Source organism: Haloferax sp. Q22 (assembly GCF_001482285.1).
In the GTDB taxonomy this organism is placed as follows: domain Archaea; phylum Halobacteriota; class Halobacteria; order Halobacteriales; family Haloferacaceae; genus Haloferax.
Genome location: NZ_LOEP01000030.1, coordinates 14,114 through 40,633, shown reverse-complemented (window position 1 = coordinate 40,633; position 26,520 = coordinate 14,114). Strand labels below are relative to the sequence as shown.

The 26,520-nt window shown below is 56.7% G+C and carries 26 protein-coding genes and 1 pseudogene; 8 read left to right on the top strand and 19 right to left on the bottom strand.

Annotated elements, in window-relative coordinates; all coding sequences use genetic code 11:
• Positions 1–89: 89 nt before the first annotated feature.
• The 4 genes from AM590_RS20895 to AM590_RS13175 all read right to left on the bottom strand — a co-directional run bounded on the left by AM590_RS20895 (position 90) and on the right by AM590_RS13175 (position 2,012).
• Positions 90–281 carry a hypothetical protein gene (locus tag AM590_RS20895; RefSeq protein WP_172795806.1) on the bottom strand — a complete coding sequence of 64 codons (192 nt, stop codon included), beginning with the start codon at positions 279–281 and terminating at the stop codon, positions 90–92.
• A 112-nt stretch (positions 282–393) separates the two neighbouring features.
• Positions 394–864, bottom strand: a complete 471-nt coding sequence (locus AM590_RS13185; protein ID WP_058827878.1) for a DUF86 domain-containing protein — start codon at positions 862–864, stop codon at positions 394–396.
• Complete coding sequence (locus tag AM590_RS13180; RefSeq protein WP_058827877.1) at positions 861–1,343, bottom strand: nucleotidyltransferase family protein; 483 nt, start codon at positions 1,341–1,343, stop codon at positions 861–863. Before AM590_RS13180 ends, AM590_RS13185 begins: the two co-directional genes overlap by 4 nt.
• A gap of 315 nt (positions 1,344–1,658) precedes the next feature.
• Positions 1,659–2,012 carry a hypothetical protein gene (locus AM590_RS13175; RefSeq protein ID WP_058827876.1) on the bottom strand — a complete coding sequence of 118 codons (354 nt, stop codon included), beginning with the start codon at positions 2,010–2,012 and terminating at the stop codon, positions 1,659–1,661.
• Between the two features lie 211 nt (positions 2,013–2,223).
• Here AM590_RS13175 and AM590_RS13170 point away from each other — a divergent pair, with 211 nt between their 5' ends.
• Together AM590_RS13170 and AM590_RS13165 are read left to right on the top strand one after the other, a co-directional pair.
• On the top strand, positions 2,224–2,466 hold the full coding sequence (locus tag AM590_RS13170; RefSeq protein WP_058827875.1) for a hypothetical protein: 243 nt from the start codon (positions 2,224–2,226) through the stop codon (positions 2,464–2,466).
• A 450-nt stretch (positions 2,467–2,916) separates the two neighbouring features.
• Positions 2,917–3,981 carry a pyridoxal-phosphate dependent enzyme gene (locus AM590_RS13165; protein ID WP_058827874.1) on the top strand — a complete coding sequence of 355 codons (1,065 nt, stop codon included), beginning with the start codon at positions 2,917–2,919 and terminating at the stop codon, positions 3,979–3,981.
• A 529-nt stretch (positions 3,982–4,510) separates the two neighbouring features.
• On the opposite strand, the gene AM590_RS13160 is transcribed toward AM590_RS13165, so the two are convergent.
• The 4 genes from AM590_RS13160 to AM590_RS13145 form a co-directional block, all read right to left on the bottom strand.
• Positions 4,511–5,023: a hypothetical protein gene (locus AM590_RS13160; protein WP_058827873.1), complete on the bottom strand. Its 513-nt coding sequence runs from the start codon at positions 5,021–5,023 to the stop codon at positions 4,511–4,513.
• On the bottom strand, positions 5,024–5,326 hold the full coding sequence (locus AM590_RS13155; RefSeq protein ID WP_058827872.1) for a hypothetical protein: 303 nt from the start codon (positions 5,324–5,326) through the stop codon (positions 5,024–5,026).
• 308 nt (positions 5,327–5,634) lie between these two features.
• A complete protein-coding gene (locus AM590_RS13150) occupies positions 5,635–5,886 on the bottom strand; it encodes a ribbon-helix-helix protein, CopG family (RefSeq protein WP_042662470.1) in 252 nt (83 codons plus the stop codon).
• A 211-nt stretch (positions 5,887–6,097) separates the two neighbouring features.
• Positions 6,098–6,520 (bottom strand): hypothetical protein, encoded by a 423-nt coding sequence (locus AM590_RS13145; RefSeq protein ID WP_058827927.1) that lies wholly within the window; start codon positions 6,518–6,520, stop codon positions 6,098–6,100.
• Positions 6,521–6,770: 250 nt separating this feature from the next.
• Here AM590_RS13145 and sugE point away from each other — a divergent pair, with 250 nt between their 5' ends.
• Both sugE and AM590_RS13140 read left to right on the top strand, forming a co-directional pair.
• On the top strand, positions 6,771–7,094 hold the full coding sequence (sugE, locus tag AM590_RS19955; protein ID WP_082677725.1) for a quaternary ammonium compound efflux SMR transporter SugE: 324 nt from the start codon (positions 6,771–6,773) through the stop codon (positions 7,092–7,094).
• Positions 7,095–7,466: 372 nt separating this feature from the next.
• Positions 7,467–7,952: a peroxiredoxin gene (locus AM590_RS13140; protein ID WP_082677724.1), complete on the top strand. Its 486-nt coding sequence runs from the start codon at positions 7,467–7,469 to the stop codon at positions 7,950–7,952.
• Between the two features lie 69 nt (positions 7,953–8,021).
• Here the strand turns inward: AM590_RS13140 and AM590_RS13135 are convergent, their stop codons facing one another.
• On the bottom strand, positions 8,022–8,342 hold the full coding sequence (locus AM590_RS13135) for an antibiotic biosynthesis monooxygenase (protein ID WP_058827870.1): 321 nt from the start codon (positions 8,340–8,342) through the stop codon (positions 8,022–8,024).
• A 436-nt stretch (positions 8,343–8,778) separates the two neighbouring features.
• On the opposite strand from AM590_RS13135, the gene AM590_RS13130 reads away from it, so the two are divergent.
• On the top strand, positions 8,779–9,963 hold the full coding sequence (locus tag AM590_RS13130) for a PLP-dependent aspartate aminotransferase family protein (RefSeq protein ID WP_058827869.1): 1,185 nt from the start codon (positions 8,779–8,781) through the stop codon (positions 9,961–9,963).
• A gap of 106 nt (positions 9,964–10,069) precedes the next feature.
• Here AM590_RS13130 and AM590_RS19950 read toward each other — a convergent pair whose 3' ends face one another.
• The 10 genes and pseudogenes from AM590_RS19950 to AM590_RS13080 form a co-directional block, all read right to left on the bottom strand.
• Positions 10,070–10,561 carry an MOSC domain-containing protein gene (locus AM590_RS19950; RefSeq protein ID WP_082677723.1) on the bottom strand — a complete coding sequence of 164 codons (492 nt, stop codon included), beginning with the start codon at positions 10,559–10,561 and terminating at the stop codon, positions 10,070–10,072.
• Between the two features lie 248 nt (positions 10,562–10,809).
• A pseudogene (locus tag AM590_RS13120) lies at positions 10,810–12,005 on the bottom strand (hypothetical protein).
• Positions 12,006–12,322: 317 nt separating this feature from the next.
• The gene (locus tag AM590_RS13115; RefSeq protein WP_058827867.1) at positions 12,323–16,666 is read right to left on the bottom strand and encodes a type IV secretory system conjugative DNA transfer family protein; all 4,344 of its coding nucleotides are present in this window, start codon (positions 16,664–16,666) and stop codon (positions 12,323–12,325) included.
• Positions 16,659–18,863 carry a VirB4 family type IV secretion system protein gene (locus AM590_RS13110; protein WP_058827866.1) on the bottom strand — a complete coding sequence of 735 codons (2,205 nt, stop codon included), beginning with the start codon at positions 18,861–18,863 and terminating at the stop codon, positions 16,659–16,661. Before AM590_RS13110 ends, AM590_RS13115 begins: the two co-directional genes overlap by 8 nt.
• The gene (locus tag AM590_RS13105; protein WP_058827865.1) at positions 18,856–19,977 is read right to left on the bottom strand and encodes a hypothetical protein; all 1,122 of its coding nucleotides are present in this window, start codon (positions 19,975–19,977) and stop codon (positions 18,856–18,858) included. The genes AM590_RS13110 and AM590_RS13105 overlap by 8 nt, the downstream gene beginning before the upstream one ends.
• A 2-nt stretch (positions 19,978–19,979) precedes the next feature.
• Positions 19,980–21,041, bottom strand: coding sequence for a hypothetical protein (locus AM590_RS13100; protein WP_058827864.1), 1,062 nt, complete (start codon positions 21,039–21,041; stop codon positions 19,980–19,982).
• A 3-nt stretch (positions 21,042–21,044) separates the two neighbouring features.
• On the bottom strand, positions 21,045–21,887 hold the full coding sequence (locus AM590_RS19945) for a hypothetical protein (protein ID WP_082677722.1): 843 nt from the start codon (positions 21,885–21,887) through the stop codon (positions 21,045–21,047).
• Positions 21,884–23,620 carry a hypothetical protein gene (locus AM590_RS13090; RefSeq protein ID WP_058827862.1) on the bottom strand — a complete coding sequence of 579 codons (1,737 nt, stop codon included), beginning with the start codon at positions 23,618–23,620 and terminating at the stop codon, positions 21,884–21,886. Before AM590_RS13090 ends, AM590_RS19945 begins: the two co-directional genes overlap by 4 nt.
• Before the next feature lie 29 nt (positions 23,621–23,649).
• The gene (locus AM590_RS13085) at positions 23,650–24,063 is read right to left on the bottom strand and encodes a hypothetical protein (RefSeq protein WP_004967631.1); all 414 of its coding nucleotides are present in this window, start codon (positions 24,061–24,063) and stop codon (positions 23,650–23,652) included.
• Positions 24,064–24,067: 4 nt separating this feature from the next.
• Positions 24,068–24,316, bottom strand: a complete 249-nt coding sequence (locus tag AM590_RS13080; RefSeq protein ID WP_004967632.1) for a hypothetical protein — start codon at positions 24,314–24,316, stop codon at positions 24,068–24,070.
• A gap of 285 nt (positions 24,317–24,601) precedes the next feature.
• On the opposite strand from AM590_RS13080, the gene AM590_RS19940 reads away from it, so the two are divergent.
• From AM590_RS19940 to AM590_RS13065, 3 genes are all read left to right on the top strand, one after another.
• Entirely contained in the window at positions 24,602–24,889 is a 288-nt protein-coding gene (locus AM590_RS19940; RefSeq protein WP_082256344.1) for a DUF6516 family protein, read from the top strand.
• A 34-nt stretch (positions 24,890–24,923) separates the two neighbouring features.
• Entirely contained in the window at positions 24,924–25,328 is a 405-nt protein-coding gene (locus AM590_RS13070; RefSeq protein WP_004967633.1) for a winged helix DNA-binding protein, read from the top strand.
• 406 nt (positions 25,329–25,734) lie between these two features.
• Entirely contained in the window at positions 25,735–26,055 is a 321-nt protein-coding gene (locus tag AM590_RS13065; protein ID WP_058827861.1) for a hypothetical protein, read from the top strand.
• Positions 26,056–26,520: the final 465 nt, after the last annotated feature.

Here is a 26,520-nt window from a genome sequence, read left to right as displayed (position 1 = left end):
CGCATACATCCGGTCGGTACTTGAGTGCATCGGCCAGCAGCTGAACAATCCACTCACCGTCTTCTTGATTAGTGGTGGGTCGATGCGTTTCACGGACTCAAAATAGCCGTCGATACCGACGGGAGTGCGAAGAATTCTGTTGGCTCACTCGTCTTCGAGTGCGGCGTAGATCTCTGCGTGGCGGCGTCCATCAAGTGTCCCATCTCAAAGGGCGATCTTGCGACGGTCAGCGTCGGTCTCAGCCGCCTGATACCGCTCGTATAGTCGGCGAGCTTCTTCATCGACCGTCACCGAGGAATCGGTGCTGGACGCCATCTCTGTATCTGAAAGACCCTCATTAGATCCCGAAATCAGGTTGGTCTCCCCCTCAAGCTGGACTGACGGCTGCATAAACTACGTCTGCTCGTCGACGTCAAGCGCACCGATCGAATCGAGGTATTCGCGTATCTCGACGACGAACGTTCGGTACCGTTCGAGGTCTTGCAATGCGTTGTAGACCACGTCGTGGTCGATAATTCGTCCGTACGTGTGCGCAAGGACGTTCCGAAAGCGGGCACCCTGCGCCATCTGGCCAGCAGTTTTTGGTGAGAGAATACCGACTTCGTCGAGTGCTCGCATCGATGCTGGATTGCTTCGTGGTGGCTGTCCACGCTCGTGTTTGACGAGTTCTTCACCGATGTCGATTGCTGCCTCTGTCATTTTCACGAACCGGCGTTCGACGATATCTTGCGTATCCGGGTCGTGTTTGTACTCCTCTCGAGTGAGCTGTTGCTTGCGAGCGAGTGTCCCAAGACTCTCTTCAATTGTCTCAACAGCAACGAGAATACGATTGAGGCGGTCGGCTGGGAACACGTCGTCAGTCATCGCTCATCGTCATGCCCATCGGTCGCTGTGACCGCAGAACCACCGAGATGGTCATCAATCTTTGCGAGTGCACTGTCGAAGCGCTCGCGTGGAGATTTGTCGGTCGATGATGTGTCAGTCACTCGCCGTTGGAGGTCCTCGGCATGGGCCACATCGCCGACAAGCAGAACTCCGTCTTCGAAGACTGACGTCGCAACGTGTGGTGAGAGTGTGTGGATGTCCACGAGGTCTACGTCGTCCGTTCCGAGTGCATCGCTTAAATCCGCACTGAGACCGAAAAACGCGTCGTTGTACGCGGGGTCCTCACGGTCGGTCGTCTCAAGTTCCACTGCGATATCGATATCGCTCGTGGGATGTGTCGTTTCCGTGGCGTAGGAACCGAAGAGGAGTGCACACTGCACCGAATGCTCCTGTAGAATCGCTCGAAGTGTCTCGAGCGGAAGGGAATCGTCGATGTCTGCTGACTCAACGGTTCTCATTATCGTGACCCACGTGCCTGTGTCATATAAAGCCTCAGTCACTCCGGTGGTTGGACAGGAGCTGTCGGTGTTGCGTCTGGACATTTTGTGGTCTCCGTCACCCCTTCTGGGGGCGAAAAACGCTCCCAAGCGGGAGCTGTCTGACGGAACTTCGAGGAGAATGCCCTGGGCGTTAGCGTGGGGTGAATCTGCTACCCCTGTACAGACGATGTTCAACGTGTTGAACGAGTGTATGATGAATTCAAACGTCTTTGAATGGTGGGTGGGCTGAGCCCCCTGTCGCCTCGTTGACTGGGTAGGGCGCGTCAGTCTCCGTCACGGGTCTTGCTCCAGCGACGGTGGTATCGAATCGCCCTCAGACTGTTGCTGACGGACGTACTGGAGGACCGATTCGAGTGTCTCAGTATCCTCAGTTCCCTCAAGCAGCCCCACGAGTTCGCTTAGCCGTTGCTGACGGTCGACGATTTCTGGGTCGCCGTGCTCCGTCTCGATTGCGGCCACCTCGATGTGGCGGTCCTCGCTCCACCCACACGTCCAACACTGCCGGTGGAGAACAACTTCCTCGCCCTGTTCGGTATCGAGAATTGCGTTGGCAAGGGGCGTCGATGGCGGCCGCCCGGGGCCGACCTCTCGAGAGACGTACGGCTCACCACAGTCCGGACATTCCATACGTCAAACTCGATTGGCAGGCGCCTAAACCGTGTGGGTGGGCCCACGGCATGTCCAATCCAGGGGGAGAAAACAGGTATCCGCTCCTCCGGTACGAAACGAGCATGCGTTCGGACCCGTTGGTCAGGAAACGACGTATTCGGTGACGCGGTCCGCACGACCTCGACCCTTGTGGGCTCGTAGCGGGCTCATCCCGGTACGTACAATCACCATGGACGATGTTGAACTCCTCCGACGCGAACTGCGTGCCGCACGCGATGAACTCGTCCGCAAGGGCGCCGACGAGGCCGATGATCCAGTCGCGGCCGCAAGCCAGCTTCCGCTCATGCCTGAGCGTGATGACGAGTTCCTCCGGCTCGCACTCATGAGCGTGAACGAACTCGAGACACACATCGACCGTCTCGAACGAGACCTCGACGACCTCAAGAACGGTCTCGACCACCCCGACGACTAATCCACACCGACGCTGCTGGAGCAGTATCCATCGATTTCCCCGCCAAGAGGAACACAAACAACGTCGGCGTCGCAGTCACTCAGTCGGTCTGCAGACGTGTCTCCCACACTCGCCACCAATATTGTTGATGCAGTGGTCGAGTAGCGGTCGAACACCGAGATCGCGAAGGTCTTCACGCAGCCAGTTACAGTCGTAGCCCTTGTCAGTAGTGAGAAGTCTCGACTCGCCCGCATGTCGGCGGGGCGTTTTGGCTCGGGGCGTTCGAAACCGCAAGCGAACGCATATGTCTCCGACCCCCGCAGCGTCGCTATGTCTCTCTCGTTGAGCTGTTACCGTTGTGGGGAGCGCTACGACGATGGCACCCGAGTCAGGTGCGCCTGCGGGGAACCGCTCTGGGACGACATGGACCCGACGCCATTCTCGTGGGACGACTGTCGAGACCGGGATGGGATGTGGCGCTACGAGGCGCTGTTGCCGATCGATCGGCCCGAAGGCGTTGCGCGAGCCGCAGGCGGCACGCCCCTCGTCAGGAGCTCCGGACTCGACGACGCCGCGGGCGCTCGGGTGTTCGTCAAAGACGAGGGTGAGAATCCAACTGGTGCGTACAAGGACCGCGGGAGCGCGGTGGCCGTTCCTCACACGGTCGCGACCAGTGACGACGTCATTGGCACGGTCTCGTACGGGAACATGGCGGTCAGCACCGCTGCCCACGCGGCGAGCCTCGATCGGGAATGCGTCGTGTTCGTCCCGGAGCGGACCTCGTCAGTACGGCTGGAGCTCATCGCTCAGTACGAGCCGACCATCGTACAGGTCGCCGGCGACTACGGGAAGCTGTACGGGGACGCACTCGACCTGTCCGAGCGCCTCCCGATTGACGTGCTCGTGAGCGACGCACCCACCCGCATCAGCGGGTACAAAACGGCACTGTTCGAGATCTACGAGTCGCTCGCCCCGGCGACGCCCGACGTGATCGCGCTACCGGCGAGCTCCGGTGGATTCGCCTCGGGGGTCTGGCTCGGAATCCGGGACCTCGAGCGCGCGGGACTGATCGAGGAGCCGCCGCGCCTGTGTCTCGTCCAGACCGCGACCGCCGACCCGCTAACGCGGGCGTTCGAGGCCGGAGAGACGGATCCGACACCGCTGTCGCCCGACGAGACCGGCGACACGATCACTCACTCGATCGGTAACCCAGACCCACCGAGTGGCGCCCGCGCGCTCGCCGCGGTTTGCGATACTGACGGCGCCGTCGTCTCCGTTACCGACGACGAGATACGGACCGCTCAGCGCCGGTTTGCCGTCGACGGCGGGTTCTGCGTCGAGCCGGCGTCCGCGACGACGCTAGCCGGCGTGTCACGCCTCGCGAAGCGTGGCGATATCGCCGCTGATGAGTCTGTCGTCCTCGTGCCGACCGGAACGGGGTTCAAGGAGATGGGAACCGGCGAGACGGAGGTCGCGACCGAGACGGTCCACAGGGACGCCCTTCGGGATCGGCTCGAATCGTTGCTCGCCTCGTAGCGCTCGTGGTTCGACGAGAGAGATATATTTCAGTGGCTCTGTTGAAATCCTTGGAACCGGATAGAACCCGTGTGACACAGTCAGAGGGTGTAATCAGCGGGGAACTGGCAATCGATTCATGCTTTGATTGATGATTCAACCGTCAAATGGCACTACTTAGCGATTAGAATCGATACCCCTTCGTTTCTCACATTCCCCGCAAAAGTCTGAGGGAAGCTCTGATATGGAATCGACCTGTTTTTCTGAAGTGAACAGATTGTGTGTCGCGTAGTGGTCTGCCCATCCGCAGCGAGTGTTTTCTGCGAAGTGCCACATCTGGTCCTCTTTTCGTTTTATTATCACTATGAGACGTGGGTAGGCAAGATGTATCAAAGTATGGTACTGTTATTATAGTGGCCGATTCATCTCGGTCAATATCGGTGCCCCTCCTCTGACTGACTCGCGCTCTGTATTCAGCACGGCCTCAGTAACCTATCAGCGGCTGAGGATTTCAACAGAGCCATTTCAGTTAAAATCGAATTGTCTAGAATTAGGGCTCTTCGAGCAACGAGCGAGCTCGCTGCACGTAACTGTTCGCCCCCCAGCTACGGGCGTCGCTGATTTTATTGAGGAGCAACCGTGCCTCGGCAGCTGAGAGGTGTTCAGTTCGAACGAGAACCGAGAGCAGTGTCGGCGTCGTGACGAGTCGGGTATCAGCGAGTGAGGCGTGAATCAAACCCAGTTGGTTGAACTCGTCACAGAGGAAGAGCCCAGCATCGAGTTCGTTTGCGAGGGTGACCGCCGCGTTTTCACCGTCATCGAGCGGAAACTCCGCATCAAGCTCGACCGACTGTGTTGTGAATGACTCCGTTTGATCGAGGACGGCGGACGCAGCGTGCCCATGGACATCATCATAGGAGGCAATCTCACGGAGCTCATCGATGACCGCCGTTGGGACGACGACCTCGTACTGCGAAAGACAAAGTGCGAGTGGATCGGGCTCGTCGCCAGTAACGATCCCGAGACTCACGAGGGCGGAGGCGTCTGCGATAAGCTGCGCCATCTATACGCCGGCAACCTCGTCGATGAAGTCCTCGTCCAGTTGTTGTTTCAACACGCGGAGGTTGGCCGCCTCTTCGGCGCCGACGAGCGCTTTGAGTTGCTCGAAGGTAATCTCGTCGTCGTAGTAGGCGGCGGCAATCTCCTGGACGAGTGTGTCGTCGTGAGCGGCGTCTTGGAGGTACTCCCGAAGCGCGGTCACGAGGACGTCTGTTCGGTCTTCCCCAAGGACTGCAGCGAGTGCATCCGCCCGATCGATGAGCCGATTAGGGGCCCGAAACTGCACGCGCTTCTTCTCGGTGCTCATGATGTGTACATTGTGAGCCAACGTACTTAGCCGTTTTCGTGTGTACGATGTGAGCCACACGCGGACCGCTGGGTTACGTACCGATCGCGTATTCTTTTCTTCCAATGCGGTGCGCATCGAGATCTTACGTTTAGTACGTCACCGCTCCACTAGGCCGACATCGGGTACAGAGCTGGAACGGTCCTTCGAGATAACCAGTTCATGGAACCGACGGACAAACATGTCCGAGAAGACAGTAGTAAGAACACGGTTTGTTCATGGGGCGAACTCTGTGATCACAATAGAGCCCGCATCAGCAACCGCGAGGATCACGCATTCAGTCCCCACCGAACGTCGTCTTCGATAGCCTGTACCTCTTGCTCTGCTCGCTTGACGCGGTCTCGACCGACAAGGTTGATTGCGGTCTCGCGGTCGATTTCGTCGTCGATGTATCTCGAGAGAACGAGGTCAACCCAGAGATCTTCGACGCCGCGTTCCAATGCCTGTTCGAGGATCTCTGATTCGGGGATACCCCTCGCTTCGGCGATTTCTTGCACCCGTTCAGTGAGATCCGTGGCCATGGGTAGATGAGTGCTCTGTGGTGGCTTAAACATCTGTGGACCCCCTTGGGAGTTCTCAGAAACGACCTTGGACAACCGCTTCGTTCATTCTCACATCGACAGCATCCGAACCACCACTCTTCGCGAGAGGGGTTTCGTTGGCGCTCGCTGCCACGCTGTTAACCAACACCGCGGAAGTCTGCGTTCCGTATTGGTTAACGATGCGGCGGGCTCAGAACTGATGAATAGGCACCACGCGGAACGTATCTGGATCAGTGTTCGACGTCTCGTCAATTCGGTCAAGAGGTAACTTCGAGAGTCGGTTGACCAACTCCTCACGAACCGCTTCACGGCTGACTGTCGTTTCGTGCCAGCCGAGACGTTCGTCGAAATACCGCTTCTTGAACCGCTGACCGATGTCGTCGACGGCGACGAACTGTGTCCGCTTCACGCCCGCTACGCTCGTTGAGACGAACTCGGCTCCGACGTCTTCGTAGGTAAGTTCGACGAGTACACGCTCGATGAATGAGACGATGCCAGTTGGACTTCTGCCGTGGGGGAGCGACAGTTCGAGATCTGCCCACGGTTCGTCGCTCGGTTGCTCAGCCTGCTCGCTAGAGAGTCGTGATCGCTGTTGCTCGTGGTCGGAAGACATAGATTGCATGGGGGCTGCTGACTCCTCCACCCCTCAGTGGGTGATAAAAAACAGCCACAGCAATTGTTCACGTACTAACGGAGTTCATTCAGACACCCCTACCGTGGGGGATATCTTCCAGACTAAGAAGACGACCAGGAATGCTGATTCGCGAGTACACAGCCCAACGCCCGTGCCAAGGTAGTTGAATCGGTCTCGTTCAATGGATAGCAGAAGCTATAGACAGATTGGACAGCGAAGCAGAAATGTAATGTCGTGGTATATTCTCATACTCGCAGGCCTGTTTGAGATTGGCTGGGCAATTGGACTCGAATATTCAGATGGACTCTCAAAGCCAGTACCAACAGTCGGTACTATTGTCGCTCTCATCATCAGTATGGGTCTCCTGGCTCAAGCCGTCAAAGATCTCCCTATCGGGACAGCATACGCTGTCTGGACAGGTATCGGGGCCGTTGGGACAGCAACGCTTGGAATTATTCTCTTTGATGAACCAGCCGCTCTCGCCCGACTACTATTCATCGGCGTAATCGTCGTCGGTATCGTCGGTCTACACGCTGTCTCGGGTGGACATTAAAAACTACATACGAAATAAAAGTGTAGCGGTTACGCCTATCATACAACCGAGTCCTGCTTTTGTCGCACGTGATTGTGTCTTTGATTCCGCCTACACCATCAGAAATACCGGCAGTTGTGGGGTGTCTCGGAATAAAACGTTTGCCCACTGCCATTACACCATCAAATTTTGCCTAAGCCGTCCACCGGAATTTTAGCGGGTGGTATTCAGCTAAGAAGAAATTATTGAATCTAATCTGGATATATTCTTTTTGAGGAATTTTAAGTAATTATGGCGAGATGAATAGAACTATGTCCGGAGGGTTCCTCCCTACCGGACGATCTACCAGTACCGGAAGGTGATGGAGCGGCTGATCACCTCCAGGGAACGGAGATGCCCGACGTCTCGTTCCCGGTAACCGACGGCACGACGGTCAACCTACAAGACCTCCCTCGTCGAACGGTGACCTACGTCTCCCCACTGACGGGGTGGCCCAACAAGGACGTGATTCCGGAGGAGTGGGAAGACGTTCCGGGTGCCCGCGGCTGCACTCCCGAGTCACGCGGTTTCCGCAGCCACTACGACGAACTCCTCGAGAACAGCGTCGGGGAGGTGTTTGGCCTGTCCACGCAGACGGCCGAGTACCAGTGTGAGGCTCGTGACCGGCTGCACCTCCCCTTCGAGATGCTCAGCGAGACCGAATGGGAGCTGGCGAGCGAACTTGAATTACCGGCTTTCACTATCGAGGGGGATGAATATCTGAAGCGGTTAACGATGGTTATTTCTGAAGGACGCATTGAGCACGTCTTCTACCTAATCTTCCCACCAGATGAACACGCGAGTGAAGTCCTCGAATGGACGAAAGAAAATCCCCGATAGATAGGACACCGAGTAGTGCTCTGCCAGCTGGCCCGTTCTATTTTGAGGACGTTATATCGGCTCGGGATGCTATAGGGGTGGATCGGCGTCGTCACCAAACCCACTCCCGTACGCCTCAACGACTTCTGTAACGGTGACTTCGTACGCATCGTACCACTCTGTCCATCGCTGTTTTGCCTCTTTGTGGTCAGAATCTGCGCCAAACGACTCAAGCGCATCCAACGACTCCCAGTAGTACACGACGAGAATCTCTTCACTCTCAGAGGCATGCCACGTCCGCTTGCTCAGATACCCCTCTGTGTCCTCGGCAGCCACTTGTATCGCGTCATTCAACTCATGAAACTCTGCATCGTACTCCCCCGGGTCAAGGCGGAACATGACAAGATACATCACTACAGTTTACTCTCCAATGTGAATAAGAGACTTCCCTTCTGGGAGCACACCATTTGCTATAGACCGCTAGCCTGTGCCTAGTTCAGGGTTCGTCTCTGGCCAGTCTCGCCTATAACTCTACAACCCTCTACCGCTACAGAGAACACCTATGAACCACCAATTCACAGTCTCGGAGGATGGACGTGTTGTGCCTTCTGTTCAAGCACAACAACGATGAGATAGGAGCAGTCTGCCGATTCTGATTTTATGTCACACAGAAATCTTTTTAAAGTTCTCTCACCGTGCTAAATTCAAAAAAAACCACAAGGAGAGAGCCTAATCAAATTCAGTTGGCGTGAAAATAAGACACGCACCAGACCCCAAACTCCGAAACTGTGACCAATTGTATCAGATATATGTCCACCGTCCGAGTGGGTCTTGTAGTGAGTAACCTATGACACGACACGATGACCGGTCCAGCAAGAACCGATTCGCAACCACCGCCGTCGGCGCAGCAGAAACCGAGACGCATTCTCACAAAGATGGAACGAACGACGTCGTCTCGCCGATCCACCTCTCGACAACGTTCAAGTGGGCCAGTGAGGAGGATGCCAATGAACACGACTATTCGCGAGAGAGCAATCCGACGCGGGCAGCCCTCGAAGAGCAGTTAGCTCGCCTTGAAGGCGGTGAACATGCACTAGCGTTCGCCTCCGGAATGGCCGCCACATCGACGACGGTGTTGTCACTCGTCCCCCCAGGAGGTCATGTTGTCTCTTCGGACACCATCTACAGCGGAACCGAAAAACTGCTCACGGAACACATGGCCGGACATCTCGGCGTTGACATCGACTTCGTTGACGCTCGTGACCCCGATAACGTCGCCGATGCGGTCAACGCGGATACTGACCTGATCTGGGCAGAAACACCATCGAATCCTTTGATTAGGTTGTGCGATATCCAAGCGATAGCCGATCTTGCCGATGACCACGCTGCCCTGTTCGCTGTAGACAGTACCTTTGCAAGTCCGTACTACCAGGCCCCGCTCGAACTGGGTGCCGATATTGTCGTTCACAGCACCACCAAGTACCTTAACGGGCATTCTGACTCGATCGGCGGTGCCGTTATCACCGACGACAGTAGGGTGTTCGAGCAATTGTCGTTCGCACAGCGGGTTGGGTTTGGGAATATGCTGTCGCCGTTCGACTGCTATCTCGTTGCTCGAGGCATCAAGACATTGCCCGCGCGGATGGAACATCACGAGAAGAACGCGATGGCAGTTGCCAGGTTCCTCGAAAACCACGATCGAGTCACTCGTGTCTACTATCCGGGGCTTGAGAGCCACCCGCAACATGACCTTGCGAGTGAGCAGATGTCGGGGTACAGCGGGATGCTGTCCTTCGAGTTCGATGGTACTCCCATCGAACTTGAGGCGTTTATCGAGGGACTGGAGATTTTCACGCCGGGAGCGAGTCTCGGTGGGGTTGAGAGCCTTATTGAGGTACCGTCACTAATGCTTCCAGACGAATTCAGTCGAAGTGAAGATTCGGCGGAGGTTCCCGAGACGTTGGTTCGAGTATCCGTTGGCCTTGAAGACGCTGACGACCTTTGTGAAGACCTCCGGAGGGCGCTACCGTAGCGCACACGTTCTGTTTTTCGTTCTGACGTCCCGATTCGAAAGCGTGACCGTTGTCCGCCAGATATGGCAGCTGCAAGCGGGAAGACGGACGGTTTCTACACGAGGATTATTCGATCGGTTCGATTACATCTCCGGGGCGGATAATCCCATCTTCAATAATATCTGCCCGGAGCCCACCTCGGTGAGTTAGCGCCTGCAATACGCCATCCTGAGTGATGCGTTGAAGATGATTACAGGGTTCGCACAGTCGATTCCCTCGACAGATGGCGTCACCGACTCGGAATCGTTGTCCGACGAGGTGGTTGAGTGCAACATCACGGGTTTCGATGTTTCGTCGGTGTTCTCCCGGTTCGAGTTTGATTCCCGATTCCCGTTCGATTGCTGTTACAGCCTCTTGCTCAATCAACGTGAGGTCGTACCCATCGTGGCGTTCCTCATCTGATTCCCACCCGACAAAGGTCCCCGTCTCAATCTCGCTAAAGTAGCGATCTCCTCGGAGCCCCTGTCCGGCAACTGCTTCAACGTCAGTCTGTTCTTCCATCTTCGCTTCGGCTTCTGGGGCGATAAAAATCCGCTCGATAGTGCCACTCCCGGTCATGTGTGCGATGTGTGTTTAATACAGAATAAAGACTCTGGTGAGAGTGGTCTTGAAAAGTATACTGTGGGAAGATTGCACACCTACCTTTCGGCTGTTTCATCGCTGGTCGCCTGAATCGAACATCGAAGTCTTGCTGAACTCACCCTCTGTCTGTGTCACGCGGATTCTGTCAAGGTCGAAGAATTTCAACAGGGTCGTGTCGTCAGCGAGAGTATCTCACTATCAGCCCATGTTGCGGTGACCCGGTCTCATTTCAACCACGATCGTGTTCGCTCCCACACTGACGCAGATTTCGTGTCACGATCTTCATCCTGGTCACGCGGTGCTGCTGCCTCGACACGCTGCTCAAGCCGGTCAACAGTCGCTTCTAACTCCTCAATGTACGCCTGTTTTTCTGCGAGGGTCGCCTCAAGCGTTTCAACTCGCTCAGTCAACACCTGGTTCTTTTCGGCGAGATACGCCGTGTTCTGCGTTGGCTGCGTTCCCACACTCTGTTCCATCGTAGTCTCGTGGTCCTCACGAGGCTGCGTATCTGGGTCGTAGAACTCCGATGTCTGCTGGATTGCTCGTTCAAGTGTCTTCTCACCGTATGTCGACCCGTCTGCATAGTGGACTTCGTCCCATTTCTCGCGATACAGCCCCGAATCTCGAAAGAGGCGGTCCATCTGGGGGTGGTTCCCACCCGTCCAGAACGCGAGTAGACAGCAGAGTGCCATATCTGCCTCCGAGTGGCTCTCATACCCACTTGTCTGCCCCCGCCACAACCGGTCGAACTTCTCACCGTTCGCTGCCTCCCTCGCTTTTGTCAGCACAACCTCGTCATTGAGGGCAGGCTCACTCGCGTCATCACGTGCTGCTGCGGGTGGTGTTGAGCCCAGTGGCTCCGTTGTCGACGCAGTATCGGACTGGACGTATTCACGATGGATGTCGACAAGTGCATCCTGTCGACGTGTGATCTCTGTTGGCGTCCCCGCAACGTGAGACCGGTTACTGTGAAGAAGCGCGCCGTATCGTAGCACTCAACGCCTCCACGGCGATTCCGTCCTGCGGGAAGCTCACCCACAACGAGGGTGTGGAAACCCGTTCCCGATGGCGACACCTCCGTGTAGGAATCTAGCTGTGTGATTATCGCCTGTGCGTCGTCGTCAATCGTACCCGTCTCGGGGTCTCGACAGTCGTCTAAATCCACACCGACAAACGGGTCGTCATCGGTGAACACAAACCCAATCCCATCAGCGTCGTCTGACTCGACAGCCGCAACCGCAGTATTGAGATCAGACCATGTCACAGAATCAGTTGCCGAACCGAAGCCGCCAGTTGCAGGGTTGACGGGGACCTTCGTCGCTTTGTCATCTCGCATCTCACTCCGCCAGCAAACCCACTGCTCACGCTCGCGAAGTTCGGGTGGCAGCTGGTCTATATCGAGGTCAATTTCATCACACATTCGTTGTTCCTCGCTGACTCGCAGTCATTTCAGAGTCCAAATATGTCTGTGTCGTCTGCTCACTTGGACAATGCCCAGTTCCGACGGGGTCCCCCCTGTCTATACTAGTCGGTTTCTGTCGTAACCGACAATCCGAATCTGTCCAAGATACGCCGTTCAGTCCCGCTATTATCCGAATTCTATCGTAACGGCTGTCGTAACTCTGGGCGAGACTATCGTAACCTGTCGTAACCATCCGTCTGAACACTCCTTCGGCCGATTTCTTGTTGAATCGGCCGTTGTTCGTCTGACCGGGTACAAACGTTGACAGACCAGTATCATTCATTAGACAATTCCTCCTGAGTGAGGGCGAGCCCGTCGTAATGGCGAGTTGTCGCATCCCCTTCTTTCTTGACCGTACTATCGAACTCAACGTGCTGTCTCAGCCGGCGTGTGAACCACCGCTTTGAGTCCGGTGAAAGACCCTGTTCAGTCACCCACGACTGATAGCAGTTGTAAACCCGTTCAGAGGAGACAGATCCGTGGGCTGTCTCACGGAGGAACACCTCTGCGAAGCGGCCCACAACAGCATCAGGGTCGTCTGCAAGCTCCGACACATCAACCAGAGTCTCGTCTGATCCGGGGGCTACAGCTCTTTCGGCCGCTTCGGTATTGGATTGGGTTGGCTGTGCGACGAGATCCAGCTCCGAGAGTTCACTCAAGGGCCGTACTGTGCCGTCCCGATAGATTACTGCGTCACCGTCGTTCCGAAGAATGACGATGAGATACTGCTCACTACTGAATCCTGGATACGGCAGTTCGACTTCAGGGACAAATGGCCGCTTGAGCTTAGTCCAGTCAGCAGTAAACGCCTCTTTCGAGTCGTAGACATACTGCTCGCCCTCCGCGTAGACGACGTACTCATCGGCCACCGAATCATAGCTGTAAACCGCAGGCAGTCGACTCTTCGAGATTTCGTCTAATGACTCAACTCGAAGCAGTTCACCCCCAGCACCGTCTTCCAAAACAAGGCACCCATCGACTCGTGACCAGACCGTCTGTGTGCTCTCAGGCGACACGGGTCGAAGTGCCGTCAGACCACCCTCCTCGCTCGCTCCACCATTGAACGAAATCGTTGAATCAGTCGTATAGAACCGCGTGTCCCCTGACTGGAGTTCACGAAGCGGCGGCGACAGCACCTGTTCGACACGTTCTGCCCAGTAGGGTTCCGGCTCACCAGCCCGAACAACAAACATCGGGATTTCCCCCGCCTCCTGTGCTTTGCGGAGGTTCGTGAGGACTTTTGCAGGCTTCCCTGGCGTTGTCGTCTCGACCTCGATGGCAAACGGAGCGTCAAACGCTGGGTGCGTCGCACGCCCATCAGGTTTCTCGCTCCCGTCTTGGCTGAGGACAGATACTGTACAGCCATGGGTCGTCAGTTCTGCTTCGATTTGCGCGAGAGCAGCGTCATGCTTCGAACTACCAGCAGATTGGACTGTCCCAGTATCAGGGGTAGCAACCGCTTCGCCCGCTTCAGTGAGACGAATCACGAGTTCGTCTTGATCGAGATGAACCGTCGTTTCAAGGAAGTGAGAGCGCTGGCGAATCGTCGATAGTTCGTCGTACGTCAGGGCATCACCACCCGATTCGTCACACAGACGGCGGAGTTCATCATCAACGGTTTTGACTGGAACCCAGCCGTTCGTCTCACGTTCGGACAGCCGAAGTTGCACCGCTCGAACGACTTTCGCAAGAGCCGTGTCGAGTTCCCCATCGGTAATGTCAAGCGTGGTACTGAGTTTGTCGGGGAGTTCTGCCGTCGGTGCCTCAGTCGTGGTCACGCCGTACGTCTCGTCAACGTGGCCCTGCATCCGACTGAGTGTCTCACTAAATCGAGACTCCTCACTCTCGGTAAGAGGGCGGTTGCTCTCAGGATGCCCATCCGGAATCGGAAGCGGAGCGAGACTGAACGGATACGGCCCAGTCTCACCGAAGATCGGACTTGGAAGATTCGCAATCCACTCACCACGCGGAAGTGACCGAATCCGATTTGCGAACGCTGTTGGGTCCATTTCCTCGTGAGCCATCGCCCTAGCGAGCTCACGGTCAACGTTGATCTTTCCCACAATCGGACTCCCGATATTGTTGAGAACGTTGAGGTAGGCGCGCCGTCCGCCTTCTGCTTTCATTTGCTCGGGGAACTGCATCGAGAGCCCGACTGATAGCCGGAAACTCCGCCCTTGCTCGAGTAGTGTATTCATGACGTCCGAAACAGCAACCGACGCTGCCTCATCAATCAAGAGATTAACCACGTAATCGTCCGGCCGCTTACCGACATCCTGGTTCTCTTCTTTCAGGGCGTCCTCGAGGTTGGTCAGAATCACACCGGTCATGACGCGAGCGGCATCCTCGCGGAGATCACCCAGATCAAAGAGAATCACCGTGTCGTCGTCGATGACATCGCGGAAATCAAACTGTGGCTCGGTGTTGTTGAAGATTCGACGCAGGTGTGTGTCATCCGAAATAACTGAAAGGCGATTGCCGACACCACCCAACACATTCGAGAAGGTCGTCTTGTCTGCCTGTAACTGTCGTCGGAGTGACCGCGAGACAGCCTCGTCACTCGATTGCGGGGCAGCACTCAGATCTGGCTGAGGTGGCCCTGCTTGCCAAAGTTGGTCAAGCACAGACTCTAACTGCCGATGAGCGAAGTAGTCCGCTGACTCGCGATACTGGCCATTTTCGCGACCATGCGTCTCGTCAAACAACACTTTGATCAGCGACTTAATCAATCCCGGCGCGACTGTCGCCCGCTCGTAGCGGTCAACCCCCATAACGAGTTTTAGAATCTCCTCGTAATGGTCGGCCTTACGCTGGATCGCATCTTCTCGCCGGAGCCCGTTTTCGAGCGACGGTTCGAGATTAAAAAACGAGAACCCGGGAAGGACGTCCGGAAGAGAGAAGTAAATGACATTCTCTCTGAGGTCGTCCAACCCGAAACGCGCAGCATGCGCACGCATGTAGTTCTCCGCCATGCCGTCGCCCTTTGGTTCGATGAGAACCGACGGCCCAGTCGTCGTCTCGTAGAGTGAGAGGAGTTCATTGATCTGTGCCTTGGACTTACCGGCCCCAGTCGTCCCAAACCGGCCATAGTGTGTCGGCAGCAGTCCGGGAGGAAGACGCGTCGGTTGCTCCTCTGCTTCACCAGTCTCATCAAGCGCGTAGCCGATTGCCATGCCCTCACGGAACTCGCTCATGAGATCCGGATTCGGACGGGCAAGCGGGTTCCGACTCTGTTGCTCAGCACGCGTCCCACGAGAACCCTCCATTGTCAATCGTTCCGACGAAGGGACAACCACGAAGTTCGCAAGCTCGGCCCCACAGAGAACCAACTCCGGCCGGGTCTTACCACGTCCAGTCGTTACCTCTCGCGAGAGGAGTCGCTGGAGCGCTGCTCGCGCGTTTTGTTCTTTCTTCGATTGTCGGAAGCCACGGTCTCGAAGTCGCGCCGCTTCGATCTCGTAGAACGGGCCGTCGAGTGGGTCAAAGACCGGCGCGAGTGACGACAGGCGGTCATCAAGGGCGTCGCGGCCAGCCTCACTCGTTGGTACACCAATCGCCCGGATATTCGTCGTGTACGAGCGCTTGGGGTTGACCGCATCAATCGCGTCAAGCCGCTTGACGACGATGTCACTCAACTCGTCACGGGTGCGACGTTCGTACTCCAGTTCGGGGTCGAGCAGGTCGCCAAGGATCTTCTGCGACAGCGTATCCCGTCCATCATTCAAGTCCTCTTTGCGGAGTTCCGCATCCGCTTGCCAGCTCTCCCGGCGCTGAAACACGACTTGGAACGCGAGCGGTTCGCGTGCATCATTCAGGTGGTCGATCAGCGACGCAAGCACAGCTCCCGGTTCGTCGACCGCCGGCAGCGTGCTCTCGTCGGGCGTCGCCGTCAGCGGTGTCAACGACGACATCCAGTCTTGCTTCCGAACTGCCGACCCACACCACCGCACGCCCCGTGGTGAGACGGCGTCGGCCGCGGGGCGGGCGAGAATCGTCCCGTCTGCGGTCACTGTCGGCTTCTCGACCGACGTGGGCGAAGCCTCGTCAGCGAGGGAGTCAGTCGTTTCAAGTTCGACAACTGTCTCTCCAATCGACACCAGTCCGTCCGCCGTTCTGCCACCCATCTCGTCGGTAGCGTCCGTCGGTGAATCCCCAGACTCACGTGTTGTGGTTGTGCCGCCGTCAGGCACTGTGCCGGCGTCGACATCTGCAGCCGAATACTGTTCGTCGTCGGAGAACTCATACTGCAGGTCACCCTGCTGGTACCGCTCGACAAATTCCTCGTGAGACAATGCGACCGGGTGAATCAGCTTCGACGCGACGTCCACCTCGACACGCTCGATGTCGAACGTCTTCGGATAGATCGACCGAAGCCGCTCTTCGAGTGTTCCGAGATAGTCGTCAGCGCCATAGTAGAACTCAACCGGCGCATCTTGTCCCGTGCTAAGCGCAAGGAACTCAAAGCGCGGTGGGGTCGCGGATGTAAACGGGTTGAGTTTCGACCGCAGACCCGAGCTGTCAGGGGTCAATTTGTGGAGACTCTCAAGGGTCTGCGGGATGCCACGAGGAGTAAGTTCCTCTGAGGTGGGCGTCACGCGAAGATACGCACGCTCAGACATCGTCGGTACCTCCAAGCTGGCCGTTGTCAGTTGCTGTTGAATCAGTCTGCATGTCTTGTGACTCACCGTTTGCTTGCTGCGCTAACTCCGTCCGAAAGGTCTCAATATCCTCAGAGACCGCCGACCCACCAGCTCCGGGCAGCGACGCCCGGCGCTGCTCGGTCGGGTCAAAGTCGATGACTTCCTTCTCTTTGGGCATTGCTTCGACTCTGATACCGCGCCACTCGCCGTCGACGCCGACAAGCGCCTCGGAGAAACCAGCGTCTTCGTTCCCGGGCACCGCGTCCTGTACGTACCGCATCTGGGCGTGATTCAGGCCGAACTCGTCGGCCCATTCCTTGTCCATCCCATCCAAGCGATGGAACTGCTTGACAGCACACTGGTCGAGGATAGCCTCACTTTCAGCGTGTTCGAAGAACTCGTCGACGGTCTGAGTAACGAGGCGAATCGAGAGATCGTGGTGGCGGTGGTGTCGGAACACTGTTTCGAGGAACGCCAGACTCGCGGCGTCCTGCATGATGTACCGCGCTTCATCGATGACGAACACGACCTCTTTGTCCGTCTCTTTCGCTCGCTCGTAGACGAGCGAGATGAGCAACTGCATCGTCAGCGCCGTACTGCTGTCGACGCTCCCCTCCTGCTGGGCGAGGTCGAGGTAGATGACTTTCTCGTCACGGATGTCGAACTCCGATTCCTTCCCGAGGTTCGCGTAGCGGCCCGCTTCTTCGAAGGGCCGCAGTTGATCGATCAACCACGTCGCATCGTCGCTAAGTTTCTCAGCTTCCGCATCCGACCGGACGACGAACGACTCGGGGTCGTCGACCATTTCTTCGAAGACGTCCAACATGTCTCGAATCGTCGGGCTCGGGTTGCCGTGTGTCGTGATATCATCAGTAATGCCATGACGCTCGTAGGCCTGTCTGAGTCCAAGTTCGAGCGTCGTTCGGCGGTCGCCAAGTGAGATACCGCGGAGAGCGAAGAAATTCGTCAGGAAGCTCATCGCGTCGTCGAGTTTCTCGTTGAACGGACTCGCGTCTTCACCCATCGCCCGCTGGACGTGTTCGGGCGTCTGGCGGATTTCGAGCGGGTTTAGTCCGAGCGTCCCACCGACGGTAATTCGCTTGGCATCGAGCGCTTCGGAGACGCCCGCCCAGTTGTTGAGCGGTTCGAGAATGATGCCGATGCGGTCCTTGCTCTGCTCGATCGACCGGATGAAGTTCTCTTTCGCACCGAACGATTTGCCAGAGCCGGTGTCGCCGACAGTAAACATCGCATAACCGTTATCGCGGGCGAACGGGTCGATGACGACCGGACTCTGGTTGTCCTTGTGGATTCCGAACTCGACGCCGCCTTCTTCGAGAATCGTCGCGTTGTGTGGCGACGCCAGAAGCGAGCCCACAGCGCCACCGAGGGCAATCGACTCCCGGCCGAAGACGTTGTCGCCGATTGGGGCGGCGGACTGGAGCGCGAGGTCCTGCCGGCAGATAGCCGTCTTCGGCGTGAGATTCGCCGGTTCGTCACGGAGCGCGCTTTTGACTGCTCTGACGGCGTCTTGGAGGTCGTCCGTGTCGTCGGCGCGGACGGTGACGAATAGCCCTTGGTCGAACACACTCGCACCACTCTCGACGGCCTTGTACGTCGCCGCTGCCTCGTTGGCTCGCTCTTGGAGGTACTCACTCCGGACGCTCTGTTCTAAATCGGCGTCGACCTGCAGGTCGTCCGCAATATCCTGTAGTTCGTTCCGCGCGCGTTGCTGGTTCTTCGGTGTAATGTGCGCCGTCAGGTCGAACTCGACGTCGGTCAACTCGAAGAGGTCACTCAAGTAGCCGTCATTCGGGTAGTCGGCGTAATCAGCGATGTACAGCGTCGTCGTCCATTGCTCACCGACACGGGCGGCTCGCGTCTCCCATTCGATTGCCGCCGGTGCTGTCGCCGTCTTGTGTGACTCCGAGATGTCGTCGAGGAGTTGGCCTTCTGCCTCGCCGGCTTCGAGAGTTTCCTCGTCGAGGACATCCGAAAAGTCGACTTCCGGCTCGTCGTCGGTGCGGTACCGCTGCCAGAGGGCTGTCCCGCCGACGCCGAGTACCACGATAGTCCCCAGATAGAATGCTGCACCTTCGGGGGATGTCGGCTGTTGAGCCCACTGGGTGAGTTGCGTGAGAATATCACGACTCGCCTGCAGCGGGAGGTTACGCATCGAACGCCTCCTCCCGGCGTGAGCGACCGAGAATCGGCTGTTCGCGAATTACGTCTGCTTCGGTCTCGAAATCGTGTTCCTCGCCGTTCCAGAAGTCCATGTTCAGAACGAACAACTCGACCGTGCTGAGTCGGTGGGCAGACCAGCCGGAGGCCTGCTGGATGAACTCGGAACGGACGTCTGCGATCCGGTCGTCCAGCTTCTCGAACATCTGGGCGCGCCGTTCGACGTCGGAGAGGTCCTCTCGTCGTGTGACGAACGGGTTGAAAAGAATGCCAATCACGGGGAACTGCGTCAGCTTTTCAGCCGGCGTTCCCTCGTCACGGTATCGGTCGTAGACTTCGAGTGGCGAGACTTCCACGCCGATATAGTATCGAACCTGCTGAATGCCGCGGTCACGCATCTCTTTAGGCCGCGTCTCCCGATACTCCTCGAGGAGTTCCCGGAAGATTGGGTTCTGTGTGACGTCTTCGTCGGTGAGTCGCTCCTCGATCGTCTCGGTGATCTGTTCGACCGGGAATGACCGGGTTGTTGCGTGGAATTTGAGCTTCGAGTCGAGTTCTTTGTTGGCGAACTCGGCGCCTGCATCCTGAAGTTGGGCCCAGTCGTCGGCCATCGCGAAGTCCATGTTCCCCGGGTCGATTTCGATGAACGCCTCCATCGCGCCGTCAGTCCGCTGAATCGCGCCGGCGCCGGGCCACGCTCGCTCGATATTCGTGAGGTCTTGGGTTCGCTCGTCCGGTGTGAATGGCGTGTAGTTCGCGAGTCCGCCCTCGTTGCGCACGGTCTCGTTCGTTTGGCCGTCAGGGTGCTCTGGCGCACTCAGCGTAATCCGGGGCCGTTTGGCGTATCGATAGACGTCTTTCGTCCAGGTCCACGCGTTCAGATGGTCGGGGGTGACGTAGACGATGGCCGCGCCCATCCCGAGGCCGCTTGCGATAAGCGGGACGGCGAGTGATTCAATGCCCGTGAGGCCGGCGAGGAGCAACCCACAGATGGGGAGAGCGATGAGGATACCGACGTCACCCTCTTCGATATTGAGGTAGGGGATGCGACTCGCTTCGCCGAACTGGTCCATGATGCGCCGAGCGGCTGTGTCTTGATCTGTCGACATAGTTAGCGGGTTCGAGGTTCGTTTTCGGTCCGCCGGTACGATGGCAGTCCGTCGCTGTAATCAGTCGAGTCACGCTGTGCGGCTGCTCGCTGGGCGAGGGCTTGGCCGGCGGCGGCTTTCGGCCCCCAGCGGGCGGCAGTCGTCGCAACGCCAGCACCACCGACATACGCGCCGGCTGCGACGCCGCCGACGAGGGCTGCGCCTCGCGTTGCACCACCAATCACCTTCGCGGTGAGGGGTGTCGCGTACGTGAACGTCTTCCACGTCACATAGAGTGAGATGAGTGGAAGAGATACAGAGACGAGATAGCTGAGAAACGCTGAATCAGGTGTTAGCGACGCTCCAACGTACAAGAGATCGTATCCCTTGAATATTATTGCAGCTGGAAGTGGAAGAACAGCCAACGGGACGAAGCGTTTAGCGAATCCCATTGCAACATCCGAGACAACTGGGATGTTTCCGTAGGTGAGAGCGAATGCGATCGGCATCCCATACAGATAGACGAAGAGGAGAATTGTCCGAATGTAGAACACCGCTTCCAGGGCCCACATAGAAACACCACCCAGAAAAGCGAACAGCAGGCCTAAGCTCGGGTTGGTGATGGAACCCCCTAGAAAGCGCAGCATCGCCGTGGATACTGAAGAGACATCCGGCAGTAGAGCGATGGTGAATCCATCAATAAGGAATAGTGAGAGGGTACTAATCCAGTACCAAGAGATAATCAAGACGGCACCGACCCAGGCAGTTTTCTTGGTTTTTCGTGCTTCGTATGCACTACCGATATTGAATATTCGGATCGTATGACGGCCCTGGACACTCATTATGAGCAATAAGAGTGCAATGAGCGTTATTTCGCCACCAATGAGTCCATCGTGAATCGCTGGCCAAGGCGTATTGGTTGGATCACCAAAGATGAACACACCATCGGTCTGAGGCGTCGGGGTTCCAAACATGCCCTCAGACAACGTTCGGTATCCAGACCGCAAACCCTCCATGAACGAAGAGATAATCCACTCAACGATGTCTTTGAACCCTTCTAGTACGACATCGATTAAGTCAACCATTAGTCAGGCCTCCGTGATAGTGACCTCACATTCACTCATACTGCTGGACCCAGAGTACGTCACATCGAACGACTTCGAGACTTGATCTGCATCAACTCGGGTCTCAATAATGGTTCTAAATTGTCCAGAGTTCCCCTCAGAGGAACAACCCATGCCTTTCTCTGATTCTGAACCGAATGGGAATGAGTTACTGAACAGGTCAACTGTCTCTCCCGGCGCAACAACGACTTGTTCAGTTTCGTACATTCCACTCCCACGAGGGTCCGAAATAGGATTTGGAACGTCTTCAGCAAATATCAATTCAACAACTGCGTCAGGACCTGTTCCATGATTCTCCACGGTGACTACTGCTTCACCGTTTTTGAGACGGTCTGTCTCAGTATCTCCATAGACCTCGTCCCACGGCTTATCCGGGACATTTCGAAACAGCCCAACGTCCTGAATCTCAATCTGAGGGCTAATCTCGAGAGAACCCTCAGCAACAGTTTCGTCACCATCCAACGCGACGACACGGTACTCACCGGGCTCGTAGGCAGTCCCGATTTCGAACGAAACCTGTCGTGCGCCGGCGGCAAGCCCACGTCTCCCGAAGAGTTCCCCATTCGGCTGAATGAGGTTCACCTGTTCGACGGGTGCGTCAGCATCAACTTCCACAACGATGGCTTGCCCCTCAACAGCGATGCGTGAGAGGGGACCAGCACGCTCGGTCGTCGCCGATGTCTGGTCGGGCGTCGTTGTGCCCGAGTTACGGCTACCATCGAGGCAGCCGGCAACGCTGGCGAGCGCGGCCCCGCCAACGGTTCGAAGGACGGTACGTCTATCAAGCGGTGAATCGGTTGGAATCATTGGTTTCGGTAGTCGCTATCTGTCGGTCCAAACATGCGGAGGAGTCGGCGACCGGCGTAGAACGTCACGACGAACGGAATTGCCTGCCAGCCGACTTCGAATACGAACGCAACCCAGCCGTCGAGAGTCCCGAGTGGGTGCCAGCGAACGGAGGCCGTGTCGCCCACATATGCTGGGTCGTGGCCAAGCCACGTGCCGGGGTGGTAACGGACCGTGTAGATCCCCGGCTCGTCCAGTGTGACGACTGCGACGCCACTCTCGTTGGTCTCAACGCGCTGGTCACCCACCGTGATGTAGCCGCTGTGTGACGGCCCGCCAATCGGGTACTGTCGGTCACTCCCATTCGACGCGATTGGCGCACCCGTCTGGTTATCGCGCAACTCAACTCGAAGCGTCGCGTTCGACGTCGTCTGCGAAACGAGCTCAACAGAGAGGTTACTCTCGCGAAGCTGTCGCGCCGACCCGACTTGGGGGTCGACAATCGTGGCATTCACGCCGCGAACGATCCCGCCTACCCGAAGCGCCTCCCGGTCGACGGACTCTGCACGGACGGCCAGCCCGTACGTGGGCGTGTACGACTGGTTGACGACTTCGACAGTCACGTTCTCGCCGATCGTCTCACGGGGTGACGCCCGGTCAGCCCCCCACGTGTCGATGATATCCGGTCCATCACGAACGGGCTCTGCTCGCGGCCCGATCTGCGAGGGATACGCGTGAACCCTCACGGGAATCGCATCCGACTGTTCCGTAGTTGTCGACGTCCCGGTCGACGTAACGAGTGTGTCCCAGTTCGTGTTGCGAGCGGTGTAGAACCGCCACACACCACGGACTCTGGAGGTCTCATCGTCGGTGAGCGTATAGCCCTGCCACGGCCGGGACTGGAAAATCGCGACGCCAGTATCCCCGTTCGGGTACTGCGCGTAGTAGGGGTACGCCGCGAGGTCGTAAATCTCGGCATCGAGTGTATCTGAGACGGTTCGTGTCTCCGTCCGGTAGTTGACTGTTGCCTCGGATTCGCCACCAACCGTCGTCTCGACGGTCTTCTTGAGGCGGACAGAGATGGTCGCTTCGAGCGTGAGATTCGCGCTCCACGAGTGAGTGGTGTGATACTGTAATTCTGGCGTGTGAGTGCCAGCAGTCGAGGCAACGGTGATGCCATCGATTTTCAGACGGGTGTTCTCAATCTCGTGAGAGACGAGTGCCCAGTCGACGGTCTGATTGCCCGTTTCGTTCCCGGTTGGAACGCGAACACGATAATCGACGAGGCCACGAACTGTCCCGTTAGGAGCGATATAGAGGGGTGTCTCACCTGCATCGAGATGGCCACGCGTCGATGGGGTGACTGCGAAAATCGTCGCGTGCGCATCGTCGATGAACGTCCCATCTTCGAGTGACGCATGAGGCGGGTACGTCGACGTGTCGGGCCCGCCGGCGTCGAGATCAGCGAAGTCGTTGCGCGTCCACGTTGCGGCCGTCGCCGGCGGGCGCGTGAACGTAATGTCAGTCCCGTTGGCGAGTTGGTGGAGTGCCGTTCGGTCGTCGCCGTACTGCTGCTGGTAGGCCTGTTGGCTGACGTAGCGGTCGCTATCGCGAGACCAGAGCGTTGCCGACTCGTTTTCCGTGAGGCCGTTTGTCTCAGTCCCTGGTCTCGGGGGCTGTGCCGTGGCGAGGCCGATAATGGAACTCGACACGAGCAACGCGGCTACCAGTACGGAGGGTACTCGATGCTTCATGGGAGGGCAAAGGTGGATTGGTGGGGCGCTTACCAGGGAGTGAGGTTCACGCAGTCCCCGAGTGGGAGCCCCATAATCGACGCTACGACGGTGTACAGCGGGCCGAGCACCGCCAAGATGAGGGCGGATTTGAGTGCTGCGCGCTTGTGGACTTTGAGTCGCTTTTTCTGTTCGGGGCTGGCGGTGAAGATCTCAGCGAGGGAGTCGGCCTGCCAGATGACTGCTAACCCAATGAAGCCGAGTGTCGTCGTAATCTGGAAGAAGCCCTCGACCATCCCCGGCAATTTCTCAGCGCTGCAGACCACGCTGTCTTGTGCGGCAACTGGCTGGACAGCAGCGATCGTGAACAGGACGCTTCCGATTGCGACGTGTCGGAGGATGGATCGGGAGGGCCGTCGCTGGTCGGTGGAGCGAGCGTCAGTAGGGGAGTGTGAGTCAGACATGAGGTCACTCGGTGTGGTCGTACACGAGCGCTTGGAGGTCGGCGTAGCGACTCGTCATGGTTGCAATCTCATCGAGCGAGTAGCCCAACTCACGCGCCTCGGAGAGTTGTGCGCGGAGTTCGTGCGGCTCAACGTCGCGAAGTTGCATCTCGTCGCGGAGGGCTTGCCGATAGAGGGCCGATGCGTTGAGATGGTCGTTCCACCTGAGGAACAACTCATCGATGTCTTCGACGGTGACTGAGCGGGAGATCATGTGTTCGGTATCGTTCCACACCGATTGTCTTGCGGTGCGTACATGTCAACCAGATTGATGGAATATTATATATTTACTGGCCGATATGAAGTGTGGTAGCATGCCAAACTAGGTGCTAGAGTACCTAAGGCAGATAGGTACCAGACTATTGCTGTCAATCCATACTGGTTGAGATATTGTCCCGCCGAAACTGAGAACTCACTCTTCAATGCCAAACTTCGAAGGATACTGTTGGTTCCGCCACCAACATATTTATTATGTTGGCATACATACCAACACTCGTAGATGCCACCCTCCGATGAAGTCGAAGTTCTGTATCAAGACACCCGCGAGTTTGATAACAAAATTATTCATATCCGTATCCTCAGCGTTCCCAAATCGGAGAAATTCCCAGAAGGTGTCAAATACGGGCTTCACTACGGTCGGAAGGGAGGCGACGATCCTATCGTTCGTTACGACAACCATCACGGTGTACACGAACGACACGAGGGAGATACCGTCGAAGAAATCCCATTCCCAGGGGTAGAAACACTACTTCGACGCTTCCAAGACGAAGTTGAAACACACCGATAAACCAGTAGGGGCCATCTACACCAACCAACAAACCATGACCGAAAACACACTCACCGTCCGCGTCGAATCGAACGACGAGTTCTTCGACCGTGCACTCGAAGCCGCAGCGAAAGCCGACGCTGGTGAACTGACTGATGACCACACTGGCGTCTCACTTCCAGACGAGGCTGCACTTGCACGTGTTCTGAGCGAAAAAAATCTCGAACTTATCCGGACTACTGCCCGCGAAGAACCGAAGAGTCTCCGCGAGCTCGCACGACTCGTTGATCGTGACATCAAGAACGTCTCGAACGCTATCAACGACCTCGCAGAACTCGGACTTGTCGAATTTGAGCAGGATGGCCGATCAAAGCGGCCGGTCGTCTGGTACAGCGATATCCACGTAGAGTACGACCTTGGCGTTGGGACTGACGATACCGAGGTCGCTGCACAAGGGTGAAGAACGTACTCAACTTTCTACTTCCTTCGTGAAGTGGCTTCATCTCTATCTACAACAGAACAGTATCACATGCGTCTCCACAATCCCCTATGACGAGTGATTCGACGATACTTGGTCGATGACTTGACTGTGGCGAAGAGATTGAGGCATACCTCAATCATCGAGCTTGAGGATAGCGATGGCTCAACTGGCGTGTTCGCAGAGTACTATTCATGCGACGAAGTTGTCGCCCAGAGTGACGAACTGGCGCTACTTGTCCACGAGGAGGTCTATGCTTGCGCCCGAATGTTGGACGATGCGTCGCAGCACGTTGTAACCTAGCTCGAAGCAGGAAGTCGGCGTCATCAATTTAACCAACAAAATTTTTGATTAGCGTCGGTTGTTGGTTAACACGAGTCAACAGCCGATGTCCGACGAGCCACCGACGCCGCCGACGAATCTCCCCAGCGAAATCGTCAATGCCCTCAATGAATCATCACCGAACCGTCTTCGAGACGTTGCCCGCTACGCCGAAGAGTTGGCCGAACACGAGGAGCGCGCGGCTCGTCGCGAGGAAGATACACCGGAAGGGGAACTCAAAGAGCGGCCCGACGACCTTCCAGATGATGTCCCCACGAAGGCGACGATTACGATCAAAGAGATCAACGACAATCGCTACTACTACTGGCAGTGGCGAGAGGGTGACAAAATCAAATCCAAATATAAAGGCCCAGTCAACGACAACTGAGTTGGTTCTGGTTGGGTCTCCTCAGTGAGGTGAGTTATTACTATATCTTTAAAATATAGATGTATACTATAGTTATGAAGTATAGTTGTAGTTTGTATGCTACTGCTGAGCTATTCCGTTGATGCCTCTAATCTGGCCGATTGACGTGTGCTGCTGGAAAGTACGCCTATTCTTGACGTCGATCTCGCACGACCACACACTTGATAATCTTCTCCAGATCCTCATTTGGGCATGGAACTGCTCAGTGTTGTAGGATAGTGAGCGGCTATTACTGAAGAGTATAGGTAGGAAATACAACTATAGTCTGCAACTGCTCTTGTCTATGATCGCCATTCAGGGTGGCATTGATTGTGAAATTAGTATAGTCAGATAGTATAGTTATGAACTATAGCTATATCAAAAGAGGTGTCTGGCCTACCCACTCGTCAACCCCCAGTCAAGAAGTACGGGGAGTATAGCCAGTCA